This is a genomic window from Mucilaginibacter sp. UYCu711 (assembly GCF_050433825.1).
GTDB lineage: Bacteria > Bacteroidota > Bacteroidia > Sphingobacteriales > Sphingobacteriaceae > Mucilaginibacter.
The window spans coordinates 184,521-204,418 of sequence record NZ_JBNPWM010000009.1 but is presented as its reverse complement, the minus strand read 5'-3'; the positions used below and the strand labels follow the sequence as shown (position 1 = coordinate 204,418).

At 43.4% G+C, this 19,898-nt stretch carries 13 protein-coding genes; 3 read left to right on the top strand and 10 right to left on the bottom strand.

Annotation, left to right across the window (positions count from 1 at the left end; genetic code table 11):
• Nucleotides 1–84: 84 nt before the first annotated feature.
• Nucleotides 85–357, top strand: coding sequence for a hypothetical protein (locus tag ABIB50_RS19255; protein WP_429382406.1), 273 nt, complete (start codon nucleotides 85–87; stop codon nucleotides 355–357).
• Between the two features lie 121 nt (nucleotides 358–478).
• A complete protein-coding gene (locus ABIB50_RS19250) occupies nucleotides 479–1,864 on the top strand; it encodes an SGNH/GDSL hydrolase family protein (RefSeq protein ID WP_429382405.1) in 1,386 nt (461 codons plus the stop codon).
• Nucleotides 1,865–1,870: 6 nt separating this feature from the next.
• Here ABIB50_RS19250 and ABIB50_RS19245 read toward each other — a convergent pair whose 3' ends face one another.
• From ABIB50_RS19245 to ABIB50_RS19210, 8 genes are all read right to left on the bottom strand, one after another.
• Complete coding sequence (locus ABIB50_RS19245) at nucleotides 1,871–2,236, bottom strand: VOC family protein (protein WP_429382403.1); 366 nt, start codon at nucleotides 2,234–2,236, stop codon at nucleotides 1,871–1,873.
• An 81-nt stretch (nucleotides 2,237–2,317) separates the two neighbouring features.
• On the bottom strand, nucleotides 2,318–3,982 hold the full coding sequence (locus ABIB50_RS19240; RefSeq protein WP_429382402.1) for an FAD-dependent oxidoreductase: 1,665 nt from the start codon (nucleotides 3,980–3,982) through the stop codon (nucleotides 2,318–2,320).
• Between the two features lie 42 nt (nucleotides 3,983–4,024).
• Entirely contained in the window at nucleotides 4,025–5,428 is a 1,404-nt protein-coding gene (locus ABIB50_RS19235; RefSeq protein ID WP_429382400.1) for an ATP-binding protein, read from the bottom strand.
• A gap of 250 nt (nucleotides 5,429–5,678) precedes the next feature.
• The gene (locus tag ABIB50_RS19230; protein WP_429382398.1) at nucleotides 5,679–7,316 is read right to left on the bottom strand and encodes an alpha-L-fucosidase; all 1,638 of its coding nucleotides are present in this window, start codon (nucleotides 7,314–7,316) and stop codon (nucleotides 5,679–5,681) included.
• Nucleotides 7,317–7,320: 4 nt separating this feature from the next.
• Nucleotides 7,321–8,436 (bottom strand): Gfo/Idh/MocA family protein, encoded by a 1,116-nt coding sequence (locus ABIB50_RS19225; protein ID WP_429382396.1) that lies wholly within the window; start codon nucleotides 8,434–8,436, stop codon nucleotides 7,321–7,323.
• A gap of 17 nt (nucleotides 8,437–8,453) precedes the next feature.
• Nucleotides 8,454–9,314, bottom strand: a complete 861-nt coding sequence (locus ABIB50_RS19220; protein ID WP_429382395.1) for a sugar phosphate isomerase/epimerase family protein — start codon at nucleotides 9,312–9,314, stop codon at nucleotides 8,454–8,456.
• A 10-nt stretch (nucleotides 9,315–9,324) separates the two neighbouring features.
• Nucleotides 9,325–10,863, bottom strand: a complete 1,539-nt coding sequence (locus ABIB50_RS19215; protein ID WP_429382393.1) for an MFS transporter — start codon at nucleotides 10,861–10,863, stop codon at nucleotides 9,325–9,327.
• A gap of 17 nt (nucleotides 10,864–10,880) precedes the next feature.
• Entirely contained in the window at nucleotides 10,881–13,820 is a 2,940-nt protein-coding gene (locus ABIB50_RS19210) for a PVC-type heme-binding CxxCH protein (RefSeq protein ID WP_429382391.1), read from the bottom strand.
• 146 nt (nucleotides 13,821–13,966) lie between these two features.
• Between ABIB50_RS19210 and ABIB50_RS19205 the strand changes: the two genes are divergently transcribed.
• Nucleotides 13,967–14,836 (top strand): AraC family transcriptional regulator, encoded by an 870-nt coding sequence (locus ABIB50_RS19205; RefSeq protein WP_429382389.1) that lies wholly within the window; start codon nucleotides 13,967–13,969, stop codon nucleotides 14,834–14,836.
• A gap of 101 nt (nucleotides 14,837–14,937) precedes the next feature.
• On the opposite strand, the gene ABIB50_RS19200 is transcribed toward ABIB50_RS19205, so the two are convergent.
• A complete protein-coding gene (locus ABIB50_RS19200) occupies nucleotides 14,938–17,508 on the bottom strand; it encodes a BamA/TamA family outer membrane protein (RefSeq protein WP_429382387.1) in 2,571 nt (856 codons plus the stop codon).
• A 46-nt stretch (nucleotides 17,509–17,554) separates the two neighbouring features.
• Nucleotides 17,555–19,897, bottom strand: a complete 2,343-nt coding sequence (locus ABIB50_RS19195; RefSeq protein ID WP_429382385.1) for a hypothetical protein — start codon at nucleotides 19,895–19,897, stop codon at nucleotides 17,555–17,557.
• Nucleotide 19,898 lies beyond the last annotated feature (1 nt).

Here is a 19,898-nt window from a genome sequence, read left to right as displayed (position 1 = left end):
TATTATCCCCATGCGCTTTACAATATAATTTAAAACAATCAGAACCAAAGCAACCGGCATTTGTTAAACATAAAAGACATCATTATGAAAAATCCATTTGTAAAACAAAATAACACCGCCCTGATAGCTTTAGGCATCACCGGCGCGGCAGCTGCCGGCGCTATAGCTTATTTATACTTAACCGATAGCGGTAATACAACCCGCAATAAAATCTCTGACACCATTAGTGGCGAGATAGATAAACTGGCAGAAACTTTTAAAAATAGTTTTAAGGACCTGGCAGCAGGCATTGTAAGCGATAAAACTCATGTTTCAAAAAAAACGGTTAAGGCGGTTGCAGACCGTGTGGTTAAGTAACCGGGGTTAATAATATTCGTTAAATAATGAAAGCGCTATCCCTTGGATGGCGTTTTTTATTGGTATTACCAGATTAATAGCTTTATTTGCCATACCAATTTAACCGTATATAAATTTAGTTATGAAACCAGTTATACTCGTATTATGCCTGCTGTTTGGCGTTAATGTGCTTACCGGCGCGCAAAGTATCAGGCCCTTTCAACAAGGCGACAGGGTGGTTTTTACCGGCAATAGTATAACCGATGGTGGACATTATCACTCTTATATCTGGTTATATTATATGACCCATTTCCCCAATGTACGTTTCCGGGTGTTTAACGCGGGTATTGGTGGGGATGTGGCCCAACAGATTTATGACAGGTTAGACAGCGACGTTTTTGCACATAAGCCAACCATGGTAACGCTTACCTTCGGGATGAACGATACCGGTTATCAATATCTCAGCAAAGAGAAAGCAGATTCTGTTTATAATGTGCGCGTGGCTAAATCATTAACAAGTTTCAGGCTGATAGAACAACAACTAAAAGCACATCCCGAAGCTAAAATAGTGATGATAGCCTCATCGCCTTATGACGAAACATCAAAAATAAAACCGGCACCTTTTATTGGCAAAAACGCGGCGATAATGAAGATAGCCGCAGCGCAACACCAGGCGGCCATTACAAACAAATGGAATTACCTTGACTTTAACACCCCAATGACGCAAATAGCAGGCCGCGAGCAACAGAACGATTCGCTGTTCAGCTTTCAAAATGGCGACCGTATCCACCCAAGTAATGACGGGCAAATGGTGATGGCCTACATCTTCCTGAAAGCACAGGGATTTGCCAATACTAAGGTTGCGGATATTGGGATAAACTCAACTTCAAAAACTATCCAGGCCGGTAATTGCACCATCACTAATGCCAGTTTCACGCCATCAGCTATTAAATTTAGTTACCTGGCTAAATCATTACCTTATCCAATGGATACTATCCCAAGCGGTTGGGGTAAGCCGGCGAAAGCGCAATATCAATCGTTAAAAGTGATACCGTTTACCGATGAGTTTAACCAGGAGTTATTAAAAGTAAAGGGGCTAAAAGGGGAGAAATACCTGTTAAAGATCGACGATAAAAATATAGGCACCTACACAGCAAACGATCTTGAAAAAGGTATAAACCTGGCAACTATAAAAATTACGCCTCAATACCAGCAGGCATTAGCGGTAATGCAGCTAAACGAAGAACGCTGGGAAATTGAACGCAGGCTGCGCGAATATTACTGGATGCAGTACTCTATATTAAAACCCAAAGGGTTATTATATAATGATGGCGATGCGGTAGCAGATTCATTGCAGAAATACGCAAGAAAAGATTTCTTTATAGCCATGGCTTATCCCACCTATCGAAAAGCAAGGTTTAAAAGTGTACGTGATGCCTGGCAAAAAGAGATGGACCTGTTGATAGATCAATTGTATACCATCAATAAACCCGTTGTACGCCGGTTTGAAATAGTGGCATTAAAATAGACTTTGCTAATTAAAAAACTCTCCAAAATGCCATAGTATGCCTGATGGATCGTGGAGGAAACATTCTCTGCCCCAGGGCTCGGTGCGTATTGGGGTTAGCTTTACATTATGGTATTTGTCAGTTAAGTTTAAAGCCAGTAATTCGTCCCAATAGCGGGCTACATCGTCAACCTCTAAAAATATCATGGTATTATCTATCCAGTCTTTTACATATCCGTCTTGCAGATAAAACGCAATGGTGTCAGTTTTAAAAACAGATAAGTTGTGTGCTAATTCACGTTCTTCAAAACCCAGGTCGCGATAAAAGCTTCTTGATAGCTCAAAATCGTTAGCGCCAATAAATGGCCGGATGGATTTAGCATTATGCTTCATGATACTAAGTTAGGGTAATATCCCGCGTTTATTTTAATGCTCCAGGATAAGTTTGAAAAAAACAGATAGCAGGTTTACCGGCTATTTTACTTCGGCTAAATACTTATGTACAAAACTAATCGCCATTGATCCTTCGCCAACGGCTGATGCTACGCGGTTCATTGCACCGGCACGGACATCACCGGCGGCAAAAACGCCCGGGCAGCTGGTTTCCAATAGATATGGGTCACGTTTTTGCTTCCAGATCTTGGCGAAATCGGCATAGGTTTTTAACTCCCGCCCGGTTTCAATGAAACCTTTTTCATCTTTAATAATGTGCAATGATAACCAGTCGGTGAACGGTTTTGCGCCGATAAAAATATATAAGGCGTCGGCCGCCCGTGTTTCTACCTGTTTAGATTCAATATTAATGAGTTGCAGTTTTTCTAATTTGTCAGATCCAAACGCTTCGGCAATTTCAGTTTTGGGCAGAAGGTGAATATTGCCGGTGGCTTTGATCTGATCTATCAAATAGGCAGACATGGTACTACTCAGATCATCCTTACGAATGATAATAAATACGTTCCTGGCAAATTTTGACAGATACATCGCAGCTTGCCCGGCAGAATTTCCACCACCTACGACATAAACTTCCTTATCTTTGCAGGCCAGAGCCTCGGTCATGGCCGCGCCGTAATAGATACCGGCGCCGGTAAAGTCACCAATACCTTTTGTTTCAAGCTTACGGTAATCAACGCCAGTGGTTATCACTACGCTTCGGGTATTGATCTCGCGGTCATCCAGCATGACTTTTTTATAGCCGTCTTTTTGTACGATAGCCTGAACAGATTGTGGCGACAAAAATTCTGTGCCTAAGCGCGCTGCTTGTGTCATTGCCCGCCTGGTAAGTTCGGCGCCGCTCAAACCAGTCGGAAAGCCCAGGTAATTCTCTATACGCGAGCTTGTGCCGGCTTGTCCGCCCGGCGCCCTTCGTTCTATCAGGAGCGTTTTTAACCCTTCTGAAGCGCCGTACACACCGGCAGCCAAACCGGCCGGGCCTGCACCGATGATCACGACGTCATACATATCATGATTTTTTAATTCGGGATTTAACCCTATTTTGGCGGCTACCTCAACAATCCCGGGCGCGATCAAATAGGTTCCGTCCTGAAGAAAAATCACCGGCAGGTCTGTTCTGGCCAGGTTATTCAGTTCCAATAGTTTCTCGCCTTCAGGATCGGTTTGTATGTCCAGCCATTGATAAGGCACAAGGTTACCCGCTAAAAAATCTTTAAGCTCGTGCGATTTTTGCGAATACTGGTAACCAATCACTTTAATCCCTTTAAAATCTGGCTGGTGGTCTACCAGCCAATCCTCTAACAGGTCTTCAATCACGGGGTATAGCTTCTCTTCCGGCGGATCCCAGGGTTTAACCAGGTAGTAATCCAGCTGCACAATATTGATGGCCTTGATGGCAGCATCTTTATCCGCGTAGGCCGTTAAAAGCACCCGTTTGGCCTGCGGATAAAATTTCATAGCGTTTTGCAGGAAACCGATGCCATCCAATTCTGGCATCCGCTGGTCTGATACGAATAAAGCTACGGTTTCGCCTTTGTTTTTTAGTTCAAGCAAACTATCCAGCGCCTCTGGTACCAGGTTTGTTCCTAAGATTTTATAGGTATTCCTGAAATGGCTCTTCAAGTCGCGCATTAGGGCGCGTAAAACCTGGGTATCATCATCAATACAAAATATAATAGGCAGATCCATAAAATGTGTTTCGATTAATTAAGTTGTTATTATAAATCAGTTCTATTTACCATCAATGGGAAAAGCCACTGTAAAAGACGTTTGTCGCGGCAGGGAGCTTACCTTGATTGAACCCTTATGCTGTTTAACGATCCTGGTTACCACATCCAACCCCAACCCGGTGCCCTTGCCTACTTCCTTGGTGGTAAAGAACGGATCAAAGATTCGGTTCTTCAGCTCGTCGGGGATACCGGGGCCATCGTCTGTGATCGTGACTTCTACACAATCCTTATCCCGCCCGGTCTCGATTCGTAAAGTGCCCTTCCCGTTTATTTCCATTGCGTCCAGCGCGTTATCAATCAGGTTTGTCCATACCTGGTTCAGTTCGCCAATCATGGCATTCACTTCAGGCAAAGTTGTATCAAATTGTTCATCCAGTATGATATTGCCATGGCGCATTTTATGTTGAAGCATGGTTAGCGTGTTGCGGATACCTTTATGGATATCTGCATACTGCTTGCCATGACCCTGATCCATATGGGTGAAATTTTTTACCGCACCCACCAGCTCAGCAATACGGCGCGACGCATCCTCAATATCTGTCACCATTTTTTCGGTAACGAGGTTATTATTGATCCAGTTAAATACCGCAGATACAGAATTGGTGGGGATATGGCTTTTAAAGCTATCGAGGTCCGCTAAAGTAAAACCAAACTCTACCATGTTCTCTGCAACCTCACCGCTGTTTTCAACATCGTATTCATCCATCCAGTCCGCCAGGTCGTCTTCTGCAGATGAACGCTGCATCATCGTTAAATTATGCGGACGATCGCGGTTCAAAACGGCGAACAATTGATCGTTAACCAAACTAACCGCTTCCGGGGTTACTTGAATGGCCATGACTTTCTTGAACGTTTCGGGCGTTAGTTTTAGATGCGTTAATAAAGATGCTGAACCACGTACTACGGCCGCTGCCGGGTTATTCAATTCGTGCGCTAAACCCGCAGACAATTTACCCAAGGCCATCATTTTCTCATTTTGCTGCTCAAGGGCGGTAAAATCACGTACCCGCGTGGTCATGATATGCACCAGGGCCTGCGTAAGCTCAAATTGTGTCCGGATCATTTCTTCCGACCGATCTTTCGGAAAAAAAAGATACTCCATAGGTGACATAGCTTCGCCTACGCCAAATACAGTCTTTCCCCGCGAAAAAGGCAGGTAGCCAGTGATAGCCTTAGGTTCAAAGGTGAGTACTTCCCGCATTTCGTTGCCCTGTAACATACACAGGCGGAAAGCGCCGCTGATAATAATATACGTGCCCTTAATCGGGTCGCCGGGCTGGAACAGGGAATCCCCTTCAGAAAGCTCGAGTTGCGTGCTATGATCAATCAGCCATTGCAATTGCACCAGCGGTACCTCCTGTAGCGCTTCTATGCTTTGCAGCCATTCTGGGGTCACTTTATCCATGGTTGTTTTGTGAACTTATGTTGGTGTCGCTTTTCAAAAATAAGCATTCTGTCTTGATACCACAGTTAGAAATGATTGTACCATGAAAAAAAATGAATGATCGCCAAAAGTGTTTTACAAAAAGGCCCCCTACACTGTAGGGGGCCTTTGCCTGGCTGAGAATTATCGGTTTTGGATGCCCTGAAAATGGGATAATGATTAAAAAGATCAAATCAAAAAAAATGACCACTTTCTCGGTTGAAGATTTAAATTAGGCGATTAATCCTTCAATTTTCAGCACGTAAGCACTTTTACCCGGTGTCTGTTCCGGTAAATTTATTTTTAATCCGGTTGCTGTCTGCTCAAATTTTAAACTTTGTGCATGGCCCAATAAACTTATTTTCTCAGGCTTGCCGGCAGCGCCGGATTTAAGAGTTTTTATGAGCGCTGATCGTTCAGCGGGCCAGCCAAGTAACGTAGCATACAGTGTTTTGCCTTTGGTCACGAAGCGGATATCTTCAGCGCCTAAAGGTTTGCCCTTCCCCTCATTAAAGCCTTGCGCGCTCAGCGGTGCCGCCGACTCGATAGCCGGTCCTTCGCCAAAAGTTTTCCAGGGGCGGGTGCTATAAATACTTTCGCTGTTAACTTGCATCCAGGAAGCTATTTCTTCAACCACAGCACGTTCTTTTTCATCTATGGTACCATCACCACGTACCGGGATATTCAGCATCAGGTTGCCGTTTTTGCTCACCACATCAATAAGCGTATGAATAACCGTTTTAGCACTTTTATAGCCGTTACGATCATAAACCCTGCGGTTATAATGCCAGTCGCCAATACAGGTATCGGTTTGCCATGGTTGCGCTTCTATTTGATTGCTTTGTCCTCGCTCTATATCCCACACCATGCATTTGCGTTGCTGCTCGTCCAGTATCTTTCCAAAAATAACCGCGTCCAGCTTACCATGTTTCTTTATGCTTTTATTATACAGGTGAGCAGCGATACGTAACCCGGCATCGCTTACGGGCCATAACGGCAGGGCAGTATCATCGAAATAAACCACATCAGGCCCATATTTATCTATCAGGTCAATAGTTCGATTATAAAACTTTTCGCAATAATCTGTTGATGGTTTGGCCACCCCATTGCCCCAATTCCATTGCCGGTGGATAGCGCCATCGTTCAAACTATTTTCGCTTAGCGGATGGTTCTGCGCATATAGTTCCTGCGGGTCTTCACCATCCCACCACTTACCGGCACCATCGGCATTGGTAATTTTACCATCGTAAGTTACACCGGCAAGCGGTCCGTTTTTATCCGCACGTTGGGCGGTTTCCAGCCAGCTCCAGGCGTGGGCAGCGTGAACGCTTACACCAAAACGTAAACCATGATGTTTTGCCGCTTTGGCCCAGCCGCCTATTAAATCCTTTTTTGGCCCCATACGGGTTGAGTTCCATTTTTGATATTTGCTGTTATAAAGATCAAAATTATCATGGTGGTTGGCCAGTGCCATAAAGTATTTGGCTCCTGCTTTTTTGTAAAGCCCTAATAATTCTTCGGGGTTCCAGTTCTCAGCTTTCCATTCGTTTATGACATCTTTAAATCCAAATTTAGAGGGATGCCCATACTTCTCTACATGATATTTGTATTGTGCGCTGCCTTCCTGGTACATACCGCGTGCGTACCAGTCGCCATACTCAGGCTGGCACTGCGGGCCCCAATGCGCCCACATGCCAAACTTAGCATCGCGGAACCAATCGGGCACCTGGTATTGGGCCAGTGAATCCCACGTAGGTTTAAACGTATTTGCCACATAGGGCGCTTTTAATAACTTGCCGCCATAACTTTTTGAAAGATATAATGACGACAGGCCAACCGCCATGCCTTTTATCAGGGTTCTTCTTTCCATGGTATTAATCCGCTAAAGTAAATTCAGGCAGGTTTATTTTTTTACCGCCATCCATTGCCGATTCATGGGCCAAAATACCCACACAGGTTATGTTGGCTGATTGACGCGCATTGGGGAATGGATGCCGGTTATTTACCAATGCCGATACAAACTCATTAACCAAATGCGGGTGCGAACCACCATGGCCCGAGCCTTGTATAAAAGATAAATGCTGGTTGCTGTTAGCATCATAAACACCACCGGTGGTAAAGGCCTGGATTTCTTTAGGCAAGAGATGTGCATAGTCAGGTATGGTAACCTTTTCCGGGGTTTCACCGGTATGGATTACAGATTGTTCATGTTCTACCAATGTCCATTCAAAGGTTTTCTTTGAGCCGTATACATCAAAGCTTTCGCGGTATTGGCGCGCGGTGTTAAATAGCGAACGCGTAACTTCAGCAGCCAGGTCAGAATCTTTAAACTTGATATGACAGCTTTCTACTGCAAACGGCGAACCGTATTTGCTGATCAATTCTTCGTCGATACGCCCTGAACCAAAGCACGAAACATACTCGGCATCTGCTTTAGCCAAAGCTAAAACGGGGCCCACGCAATGGGTAGCATAGTGCATAGGTGGCAGCCCTTCCCAATAGCCAGGCCAGCCGGCCATTTCCTGTTGGTGCGACGCGCGCAGAAATTGCAACCTTCCCAACTCGCCGTTTTCATATAACTCTTTCACAAATAAAAACTCGCGGCTATAAATCACAGTTTCCATCATCATGTAGGTTAGGCCGGTTTCTTTAACCGCTTCTACTATCAGCCGGCATTCTTCTACCGTAGTAGCCATGGGTACGGTGCAGGCTACGTGTTTGCCGGCGCGTAACGCTTTTATAGATTGCTCTGCATGGCTTTGTATTGGGGTATTGATATGCACAGCCTCAACTTCGGGGTCACGTAATAATTCGTCGTAATCAGTATAACGTTTTTCAATGCCGAAAGCAACACCAACCTGGTGTAGCTTGGTGTGGTCGCGCTGGCAAATGGCATACATATTGGCATTAGGATGATGCTGATAAATAGGGATAAACTCGGCCCCAAAACCTAACCCTACAATCGCTACGTTAATTTTCTTGTTTTCCATGTTATATATTCTGCGGACTATTGCGCCCATTGTTTTAAAAATGCTAATCCTTCGGCTGCAAACTTGTCCTGGCTTTGCGCCAACGGGTGCCAGATGCAAACCGCCTGCGCCAACTCTTTATTATCGGGAGTAAAGCTTTCTATTGATACGGTTCCTTTGTAATTAATAGCTTCTAATCCTTTGCGATAGGCTCCCCAATTAGTTTGCCCGGTGCCAGGCGTTCCCCGATAATTTTCGGCAACTTGTACATGGATCAGCTTATCGCCGGCCAGTTTTATAGCTTCTTCTATATTTGGCTCTTCAATGTTCATGTGGAAGCCATCCAGAATAATTTTAGCTGCCGGGTGGTCTATCTCATCAACTAATCGCACTACATCCCAGGCTGTATTTACAAGGTCAGATTCAAACCTGTTTAATGGCTCTAATGCTATCTCTAAACCGCGTTCCTGTGCCATGTTGCACACTTTGCGGAGATTTACGACAGCAAGGTTCCACTCGGCTTTGCGTTCCTCTGGCGGCAGCATACGGGCCTTCCCAACTGCCGAATACATTGGCCCGGCAAAGAATTTGGTATCCCACAAAGCGCATAGGTCCAAACAATCGGCTATGTATTTAAAGCATATCTCGTGTATAGCCGGATCCTCGTTTGTCAGGTCGCGGGTCGGGCCAAAGGCGCCGCAAACAACGGCCTTAAGGTTATATTTTGCTAACGCGATCTTTACGGCATGTCCATCTATCAATGCAGGCTCTTCCACGGCAATTTCAACCGTGTCAAAGCCCATAGCCGCGATTTTTGGGAATAGCTCGTCTATTGACGCTGTTTGAAATGGCGAGGTGAACAACCAGGTACTAACACCGAATTTTATTGGTAATGGCATATCTTTTTATTTAGTAGGGTGTAGATTCCGGCTCTTCGGCTTTACCTAATAACACAGCTTTATATCCGCCCTTTGATCTGAAATATAGGATGAGCAGGATGAAACTTGCCAGCATTACCAGCGGGAAAACCACGATATACCGCAAGGCCTCTTTTTTTGCCGCGTCGCGAATAGTGGTAACGGTTAGCTGTTCGTTTGCATTTGCGGTAGCTAGTTTAGTTTGATCAAGCGCTTTGTAATCGCCGAAGAGGCTCGTCTTTTGCTCGGTTACATAAGTGCTGTGGATAGCCGTATTGTTATTACTATCGTAGTTGATGATCTTTTGGTCGACCGACTTATCCTGGATAAAACCCAGTATCCCTGCGCCGATAACACCTGCCGCTATCATACCCAAGCCACCGGTAATATTGAGGGTTAGTGCGCCACCTTTAGGGAAACGTTCGGACACCATCCCCAGCATAGCCGGCCAGAAGAAAGATTTACCTAAACCGTATATGGTAGCTGCCAATAAGATCATTGATCCGGCCGAAAAAGACATCATATATAAACCAACAGCTGCAATACCCGAGCAGATAGCCAGTAAACCAGGCGAGGAGAATTTATGCGATATCGGCCCGGCAAAAAAGCGCAGCACAAACATAATGGCCGATGTATAAACCAATACCCAACCTGCCTGGAACCCGATCTTGTTCATTTCGGGCGTCATCAGGTCGGTTATCCAGCTATCGGTGCCCAATTCGGTTGTCGCCAGCGGGATCATGATCAGCAGTAAAACAATAAACAACGGTTGCCCGAAACTGCGGGTATAATAGCCGAAGCCTGCGGTTATTAACAGTGTGATGACGACATTAGCAGCAGTATGCCAGCCAAATACTGCACCTAACTGAAATATAATTAAGGCTACAATGATCAAAGCGCCACCAGCGCCAACTTCCTGCAGCATTTCTTTGTAAGACACACCAGCCTGCACCCGTTCGTTTAACGGGAACTTGCGCGATATCATCATTAGGGCGTAGGTGATTGTTGGTATTAATATCAGGGCTATTTTGTATTCCCAACGAGTATTGACACCTAATAACAGCGCCATTATTCCACCTAAAACCAAACCGCCTGCCCAGCCTGCATGCAGCATACTTAACCATTTTATCTTTTGTTTGGGGAACATGGTTGCCACCACCGGATTAGCTACGGCCTCTACCGTTCCGTTACCTATGGCGCAGATAAATGAGCCGATATACAGCATCCAATAACCGCTTGCAAATATGGTAAGTATGGCCGATGTAATATGGCATATCACCGCAAAGATCATAGCCGTTTTATAGCCTATCTTGTCTATCACCAAACTAAAAAGCACTATGCTTATGGCAAAGGGCCACAGGCCTACGCCGGCAATCTCGCCTAATTGGGTTTGCGTAAGATTAAAATCATGCCCCCATTGCGGTAATATAAGCGCACGCAGTATAAACCCAAAGGCGGTAGTCACCAGCGATATAAAGCAGGCGTAAAACAGCTTCATGTCGGGCGTATTGTCTTTAATCGGAGTAGTCATAAAATTGGGTTTATAGGTTACTTAACAACTTTCATTGTCCCATTCATGATGCGCCAATGGCCGGGGAACGAACAGATAAACGGATAATCGCCCTCGGCAGCGGGCACCCTGAATTTTAGCTTAAATGTTTTTTGCGGCTCAACCAGGGTGGTGGCAAATAATACCTCCGGCATTTTAGGGACGTAGTTTTGCTCTATGCCCTTAGGATCCTGCGCCAGTTTATCGGCTGCTGCGCCAACTTTATCCAAACTGCCTTTTTGCAGGATGAGTAAGTTGTGCTGCATAAAATCTGGGTTGGTAAACTCTATCTCAACCATGCTGCCTGCTTTTACCGTAAAGGTTTTGGTGTCGTACTTCATGGCGTTTTGCACCACGTTTATTTTTACCGTTTGATCAACCCTCGCCCGTGACATAGCAAATCTTTCCATCGCGGCCTGGTTAGCCGCTTTAGTTTCCTCGCCAAAACCTTTTATATGGGTTGCCATGCCTATAGGTATAGCGCGGCTTATCCAATAATCGTTAGCATTTTGAGGGACTTTTTTTGCTGCTAAAAGCACGTTGCCCATTTCGTCATTTGCCGGCATATCGGCTATAGCTAAAAATGCGGCAAGGCGGGTGTTTAAATTGATGTCATTTAATAACCCGGCTTTTTGAATTGCCGTCATTGATCTTGCCGTTGGTGGCAATACCTGCAAAGCCGCTTTGCGCACACCTGCTGATGGATGGGTTAATGCCTCCTCCGCTACCGTTAATGCTTCCGCATTTGAGCCATCCAACAACCCTAACCCTTTTAATGTCCACAGCGCGTGTATGGCGGGGGCGTTAATACCGATGGCATCAATACTTTTATTGCGGATAAGATCGAATAGCTGCGGCGATAATTGTGTGTAGCTACCTTCAACAATTAAACGTTGCGCGGTTATGCGCCAAAACATGTTATCGCTTTGTAAACCGGTTAATAGGTCTTCTGGATTATTCTTGTCAAGTTTGGTTATGGGGGATGGCTTGGCACCGTCGTAAACTATTCGATAAATGCGGCCATGCGTACGGTCGCGTAGGGGATTGATATAGGCGTTGCCCTTGCCATTCTGGAAACCTTTAGGCGTAGGGTTATGCTGGATGATAAAGTTATACCAATCGCTTACCCAAAGCGCGCCATCCGGCCCAACTTCGGCTTGCACCGGGCCCATCCATTCGTCGGCACTGGCTAAAAAGTTCCAGCCATCCTGCTCCTTAAATCCCGAACCATCGGGCTGCAATATTGCACGGTGAATAACACGGCCGGTTGGCTCGTTCACAAAACCAATTTTGTTCCAGTATTCTTCGGGGAAGTTGCGGGCGGTGTATAAATTATGTCCCGCGGCAGCGGTAAAGCCATTAAACACGTCAACCTGGCGAAGGTTTTTTGTTACCACGTGCATGCCGTAATGCCCGTCAATCTTTTTAACCGACTCCATACCAGGCATAGCCAGCCTTTGTAAATAAGGCAGCGGGATACCCAGGTAATCGCTATGCGAATTGTTAGCGGTTGATATAAAAACGTCAAAATTTTCAGAGAACCCAAGCCCCCAGGTATTGTTACTGGTTGAGCCTAAATGTTCCAGGGTTTTACCATCGGACGTAAAGCGATAAACGGCCTGGTTAAAATTAAATTTCTGGCCGCCAACCGTCCCGTTAAAGCCCGAGTAGCCAACCGTTCCCCAGATCTTGTTATCCAATCCATATTTTAAGTTTGACGGGCCCGCGTGGGTGTCAAATGTGCCCCAGCCGGTTATCAGTTTTTCTCGTATGTCGGCCTTATCATCACCATCGGTATCCTTTAAAAATAAAAAATCGGGCGCCTGCGAGATGATAACCCCGCCACGGGCAAACACAATGCTGGTAGGAATATTTAAGTGATCGGCAAATATGGTGAACTTATCTGCCTTGCCATCGCCATTGGTATCCTCACAAATCTTTATGCGGTCAAGCCCTTCACCTTTGTTTTCCCTAACTGTATTCGGGTAGTCAATAGTTTCCAAGATCCATAACCTGCCGCGCTCATCCCAAGCCATAGCTATTGGCTTTTCAATATCCGGCTCTGAAGCAAATAACTCCATTTTAAAACCGACAGGTATCTGGGTTAATAACTGAGATTCGGTAGTAGATAGAGGTTCCTGTAGCTTTGGTGCCGGGTTACGGTTCTCATAGTTCGGGATATCGGCAACGGTATAAGCAGGATTTGGCTTAGGTAGTTTATCGAGTTCTTTTTCTGCCTTTTTACCAACCGCCCATATCACGCCATTCTCTAACATTTTTAAAAAGTCAGGCTGTTTCCAGGTGCGCTCATCATGGCCATAAGCCGTATAAAATACGCGGCCCTTGCCGTAAGTATTGGTCCAGGTGTAGGGTTCGTGATGATCGCCCTCAACGCGCTCGGTAATTACATGAATGTCTTTATTAATCTTGGTGTGTACATAGGTTTCATCCCAGGTTGTAAATGCGTTTACACCTTTTAATATAGGATGTTTCTTATCAACGACAACCATCTTGAAGGTGTCGGTTTTATGGGTGCTAAACTGGCCGCCTATCAGCTTAACCACCTCGTCCGAATTACGGAAACAAAACGATGCGCAATGCACCGGGATAAACCCTTTACCGCTTTTTACGTATTGTAGTAAGGCTTTGGCTTGCGATTGCGAAATAGTATCGTAATTGGCATAAACCATTAAGCCATCATATTTTGACAGGGTGGCATCGTTCAGGTCGTCAGGGTTAGTGGTATAGGTGATGTTGATACCATCCTTAAAAAACGATTGTTGAACGATCTCGGCCAGTTTATCCGATTGATGATGGGTGGCGGTATGCCCAAGAAATAAAATCTCCAGCCTGTGCGGCGGATCACTTTTAATAAATGTGCCTTTAATGCTTACCAATGCAACCAGGCATATTATAGCCAGAGCGATATGTTTTTTCATGAAAATAACTTTAAGAGGTTTATACTAATTGGCGAATTAAGTATAAAACAAATATGGCTATCAATTCCTTTTCTTTTTTGCCTAATTCCGACTGTATTTTGTCATTAATTATTTAGTTTTATATTTTTTTATGCTAATAATCAATTATGAAAGCAGCGATACATAAGTCGGCCATACCAGATTCGCAGATCTTTATGATCAAATACCTGGAGGATCAATATTTCGACCCGGTGTGGCACTCGCATTCCGAATACCAGTTGTTTGTGCCTTTGGAAGGGACCGGCACGCGCTTTATTGGCGATAGCATTAAATCATTTAACCCCAATGAACTAATATTAACCGGATCAAACCTGCCTCACTTATGGCGAAGCGATGAGGCTTATTTCGAAAAAGGAAGCATGCTAAAGATCAAGGGAATTGTTATTTACCTACAGGAAAGTTTGTTAGGCGAGCATTTAATGGCCAAAGAAGAAATGGTACAACTGAGAAAGCTGTTTAAAAGGTCGTCGCGCGGATTGGAGTTTTATGGGGATGTAAAACGAAAAGTTATTGTAATGATGAAAGAACTCGTGCAATTAACAGGCTTAGACGCTTTCATTCATCTGCTTAAAATTTTAAACCTGTTGTCATTCACAAAAGATTACCATTATATATCGCATAACGAGTATGTTGATCCGTTCAAAGAAAACGAGACTGATAGAATGAGCAGTGTGTATGAATATATCCTGAAAAATTATCGCAAGAAAATACACTTAAATGAATTGGCCGACAGGCTGTATATGACTCCAACATCTTTTAGCCGATATTTTACAACTGTTAATAATAAGGGTTTCGCAAAATTTATAAGCGAGCTTAGGGTTAAGCATGCCTGCAAACTACTTACAGAAACAGACTTGAGTGTAGCTATGATAGCAGAGCGTTCGGGATTTAAGACGCTATCGAACTTTAATAAACAGTTTAAAGACGAGATGAAGAAAAAACCTTCGGATTATAAAAAGGAGTTTTTGAATATATAGCGTTTAAGTACGAAGAAAATTAGTGAGATATTAAGATACAATAACGGAATAGCGCTCATCGTTTTTGGTCCTTTTGAATGGTTTTAAATGATAGAGCGCCTCTAAAATCTAAACCCGGCATTTAAGTAAAGCAGCGTGCCGTCTGGCGCGGGGGCATGACCTAAAACAGCTGACAAAATAAATTTGCTGTATGGCGTAATAAACAAGCCGCCGCCATAGGTATCATGGATAGTGTCTGATGTTTCACCGGGCAGCCAAACACGACCGGCATCGTTAAATGCAATTAAACCAAGTGTGCCTGGGAATAGATAAGTGTTGAATTTAAACAGTTTTAACCGAAGCTCCAGGTCATTAAAGAGCATTTGTTTACCAATAAACCGGCTGGTATGAAATCCTTGTAAGCTAAAGGGCCCACCCAAATTCATCATCTGGAAAAACTCGCCATTGCCTGCAAAAGCGCCGCCGCCAATCCTGTCGGCAATTACGAAAGTAGAGTCGTTTCTCGGATTGAGGAAAAATGTAAAAGTAGAAAACAACTGAGCATTTTTATGCCCGGATAAATTGATGCCGGACAGGCCCAGAATCCTTGTGCTGAATAACACACCTTTAGTAGGGTAAGCAGTACTGTTACGCGTATCAAATTCGACGCCTAACACGGCACCGCCATAAGTTTTAGTAGCAAACAAATTTTCGGCTGGATGCGTCTGGTTATATTCATTAAAAAACAAATCGGTATTATCCGCAGCCTTACTGGTATAATACTGGCCCACCAACCCCTCACTTATACGCCATTTGTTAAGCTGTTGGTAAATTCTTACGTCCGCTATGGTATAGTCATACCTGTTGCGATAATAGTTAAACACTTTAGTCCCGGCATTTGGGAAAAATGTTTCGTTCCCATAACCAAAGAAGCTATTTACGTTACGTGGGCCACGCGATATTATATTTACCAATAAGCTATTTTTTCCGGCAACGTGTTTAAAATCCCCGAGGTAAGTAAAGATAAATGAGCCTTTTGATAAGGTATAGCCTATTGAAAGGTCTTGTTTTGATTTATAAGGCTCGTCGCGGAAGCCATGTTTTTCAATTCCATAACCAACCTGTAGCCTAACACCATCTTCTGTATTATAGCCTAATCCAAATTTAGGTAACTGCAGATCGTATTTAAAACCTTCTTTTTCATACCTGTTGATGTTCGTGTCTTTTGATAGTTCTATATGTGCACCTTTTATAGCAGGCATGCTGTTCTTATCATCAGAGGTGTCGTAAATAAATAATTTATCGTTGTTTACAGAAGCGTTATCTACCACAAAACTGTCCTCATCCTTTCCCCCAACCATCCTGATCTGTATTGGAGATGAAGCGCCACTTACGGTAAAACGATCCTTGCCATCCATACCATACAGCCTTATCTCTTTAGTAACCTCAGGATCAAACGTGCGCTTATAAATGGTGTCACCCCGGGTATCGTCTTTTTTTAGCTTATAAACAGCGACATCAATAACTCCGTTTGATTGCTTTTTGATCTCGAAATCATCACGTTTATCAGATGCAGGAATATCAACGTTTTTTGCCAGGAAACGATAATAATCAAGCCCGCTTTCTTTTAAATTATTGCGTCGTGCTATTAAAGTTGCGGTATTTTTTTTACCGACGAGACTGTACACTTTCACCGGCATCAATTTTACTGCCCTGGCCAATATCTGGTCGGTTAATTTATTTTGTACATAAGCTATCTGCTCTTCCCAATCGGCCTGGTTTAACCGGTTGAGATACTGAAGGTCAAAAAAAACGTTGTTCAGGTTCCATTCGGCAATGTGTTTTATCCTGGCATGGTAAGCTTGTAACTGCGGCTTTTGGTTTGCTGCAAACCAGGGGAATATACCCGAGGTTGAATAAAAAACTTTATCCCTGTCCTGCGGTACTGGTACATATAAATTACCTTTTTCAAGGTCGGTTTTTTGCCATCGCCATTGGTCGGCATGCCGGTCCCAATCGCCCATTATAATATCGAGCAGCCTGGCACGGAGCAGTAATTTTTGGTCTATTTTATTGTCGTTATCTTCCAGCAGTTTAGCCTTAACCTTTTCTGTTTTAGTAAGTTTACTGTCTGCTTTTTCCGTTTGTTCAAAAAGATAAACCTGTTTGGCAAAATCTTTCCGATACTCACCTAACGCCTCATCATCACCCACGTATACTATTTGCGGGTTGCTATGGGGGATGCCAAGAGCTTCAGTTAAAGGCGGTACAATTAAAGCAGAGTATGGGTTAGAAGTGGTAACAGCATCTTTTAAAATGTCATTTTTGGCTGTATGCCGTTCATCTTTAGGTAGTGCGCGCTCAGGATATTTTTCTACAGAGCGCAACGCATATTTGTTGCCGGCCGAATCAATCAAATGCAAAGAGCGGGTTTGGTTGCCACCCCCTTTTTCTGTAACCTTCAATCCCCCTTTTTCTGTAGCGAGATGCAAAACCTTTAGATTTACCGGCAAGCCCCAAACCTTGCGGTAATTCTGGCCAAAAAACAGCCTGCGTGCGGGGCTAACGTGGTTGTATTTAGGGTGTGCCGCTATTTTTATACTGTCCGCACCGTTTTGTGCCAAAGCTGTTACGGAAAAAAAAACGCATACAAAAAGGAAAATATTAAGCTTAACTATACGGTTATTATACATGGGGTAATTTTAAATACTAAAGCATAACATCATAAAAAGCAATTTGTTAGCTGCGGTTATTATTGTAAATAATACCAACCCTTAAAGCTTTTAAACCTGTAACACCCTGTAAATTCTCAAGCGCCACAAATTCCATATCTTTCTTTAGGATCTTCGCTTTTTGGAACTCTTTAATCAGGGTTATATATTCTTCTGCCTCGGCATCATTAAAATAAACCAGCGCTATTTTGCCGGGTTGCGTAAGCCGCTCGTTGGTGGCCTTAACCCTTACCTTATCGATCCGTTTTTTGATAACTTCGTACCTGATGTTATAATAACCTTCCACATCAAAACGGCGCTCATCATTTCTAAAACAAATATCTATCCTGCTGGAATGGACAAATATCAGTGATGCTGTTTGCAACGGCACAGGCATTTTTTCCTGCAAAGCATTAGTAAGCAGGGCAACATCAATCATTGCTTTTAACTGCCAATGCCTGAAATCTTTTAAATGTTTGTTAGTAAAAGGCACAGCCGGTAGTATATCCTGCCCGGTATAAATATCATACTCTATTCCGTCTGATCTGAATTTTTCAAAATAACAGGGGTATATTTTCTGGAGTTTTGCATGTGCCTGGTCAAAATAACTGCTTAGCGTACGGTTAATCATTTTAACAGACAGTTCCAGGCTTCGGCGTTGTGTATAAATAGTTCCATTTTCGCAAACGGCATCCTCATAACTTTTAACTAAGTTTTGGGTAGCGGGGTATTTGTTTTTTAATGCGGCTAAATAAGGCGATACCACTTCTTGCAAATATTGTTTAAGCAGCGTTTCGTCATTTGCTTTTTCAAATATCTTTATTTTTTTTAACCAGCCGGAATATTTGGTAGTGAGCCTGACTAGTAGCCGTTTATTTGAAACGGCGTCTTTAACTTCATGAACAAGGGCGGCTAAAATGGTCTTTAGCTTTTCAACATCATTTTTCAACGCCTGGTTATGGTAGATGGTAGAATCCCTAATATCAATGGCGCCATAAAGCGGGTACACATCATGAAAAGAAACGATCTGCATTTCAGGCTTTTCCTTTTTTTGCTCATTGAGCAAATATTGCCAGGCAGCATCATTAAACTTCCATTGCACAGACGGCTGCAGGGTAGTGAACTTTGTTTTTATCACCTCTTCAAGTTTCTCATTTAACTGCTCTGCGGTATTATGCAATAGTTGAGATATTAACGGAATAGCAGTTTGCATCCGGGAGAGTAGCTTTTCGTAAAAAACTATTTTTTGCCCAGCGTATATCTCCAGTATGCCTGCCAAATGCTTATTGTAAAAAACCGGTAATATAGCTAACGATGTTATTCCCGCTTTTTTAAGAGCTTTTAAGAAGGGGTATTGTGCAATTTTTTTTTCGGACAGCGTATTAAAAAAAATCGCCTCGGGTTTTTCAACGTATGTGCTTAAGAATTTGTTAAAATCATCATAAGCATCGGCTTTCCCCCTTAATTTCTTTATAAATATACTGTTGCCACATTCAATAGTATCAAATATAAGCCCGCCATTTACTCTTAAAAAAGGGAGCAACCCAAAATTGATAGCCGCGTTGCCAGACAAGGTTTGTAAAGCGGTGATAAAATCTTTATATAAATCATTTTGTCCGGCATTAATAAGCGCCTTGCGCATGGTTTCTATTGAATGATCGGCGGTAATATCTTCCATGGTTATTATAGCGAAACCTTGAAGGGTAAACATATCCAGGGGCAGGATATCTTTAAGCAATGCAGTATCAGCACCTTCGTAAATAAAGGGTTCAATAATTTCAGGGCTTATTTCCGGTAGCGGTTCATTATGAATTATATAAATAAACCTGCTGTCAACATGTACGCTGTAATATTTAGTAAGTTTTGTTTTAGCGTCTGGTAGCGAATAAACTGTGTCATTATTAATTTCTGCCGGGAAATTATACAAACGCTGCAATATCAGCTTGTAAACAAAGTTTAACTGTAACTGCTTAAAGTCTTTGTCGGTGATACGTGCAGATTTTTTTAGTTTTCTTTGTTGAGTTACCAGGTTTGAAAATGCATCGGTACTAAAAACCACTTTGGATCGGGTAGGAGTGGTAAGTGCCCAAAAAAGCTCTTTCTCATCCTCTATAGTTGGAGATAGTATGGTATAAATCAGTTCCAATATCTCGGTTGATTTAGCAACTTCATTCGGGTCGATATTATCAGTTTTAAGGGCCGGATATTGCTTGAATTTATTAAGGACCAACAGGTAAAACTGTGCTTTGATCGTCTTCTCAGCCTCGGCACGTTTTTCCAGGTAAGCTATAAACGGCTTAAAAGACAGAATTTCGTGAGCGAAGTTTTTAATTTGTAACTGCTCTCTTATATGAATTACCTTGTTACGCATA

Bases quoted from the DNA above. Each gene is read 5' to 3' on its own strand.
- ABIB50_RS19255 (WP_429382406.1), top strand. From the start codon at position 85: ATGAAAAATCCATTTGTAAAACAAAATAACACCGCCCTGATAGCTTTA.
- ABIB50_RS19250 (WP_429382405.1), top strand. From the start codon at position 479: ATGAAACCAGTTATACTCGTATTATGCCTGCTGTTTGGCGTTAATGTG.
- ABIB50_RS19245 (WP_429382403.1), bottom strand. From the start codon at position 2,236: ATGAAGCATAATGCTAAATCCATCCGGCCATTTATTGGCGCTAACGAT.
- ABIB50_RS19240 (WP_429382402.1), bottom strand. From the start codon at position 3,982: ATGGATCTGCCTATTATATTTTGTATTGATGATGATACCCAGGTTTTA.
- ABIB50_RS19235 (WP_429382400.1), bottom strand. From the start codon at position 5,428: ATGGATAAAGTGACCCCAGAATGGCTGCAAAGCATAGAAGCGCTACAG.
- ABIB50_RS19230 (WP_429382398.1), bottom strand. From the start codon at position 7,316: ATGGAAAGAAGAACCCTGATAAAAGGCATGGCGGTTGGCCTGTCGTCA.
- ABIB50_RS19225 (WP_429382396.1), bottom strand. From the start codon at position 8,436: ATGGAAAACAAGAAAATTAACGTAGCGATTGTAGGGTTAGGTTTTGGG.
- ABIB50_RS19220 (WP_429382395.1), bottom strand. From the start codon at position 9,314: ATGCCATTACCAATAAAATTCGGTGTTAGTACCTGGTTGTTCACCTCG.
- ABIB50_RS19215 (WP_429382393.1), bottom strand. From the start codon at position 10,863: ATGACTACTCCGATTAAAGACAATACGCCCGACATGAAGCTGTTTTAC.
- ABIB50_RS19210 (WP_429382391.1), bottom strand. From the start codon at position 13,820: ATGAAAAAACATATCGCTCTGGCTATAATATGCCTGGTTGCATTGGTA.
- ABIB50_RS19205 (WP_429382389.1), top strand. From the start codon at position 13,967: ATGAAAGCAGCGATACATAAGTCGGCCATACCAGATTCGCAGATCTTT.
- ABIB50_RS19200 (WP_429382387.1), bottom strand. From the start codon at position 17,508: ATGTATAATAACCGTATAGTTAAGCTTAATATTTTCCTTTTTGTATGC.
- ABIB50_RS19195 (WP_429382385.1), bottom strand. From the start codon at position 19,897: ATGCGTAACAAGGTAATTCATATAAGAGAGCAGTTACAAATTAAAAAC.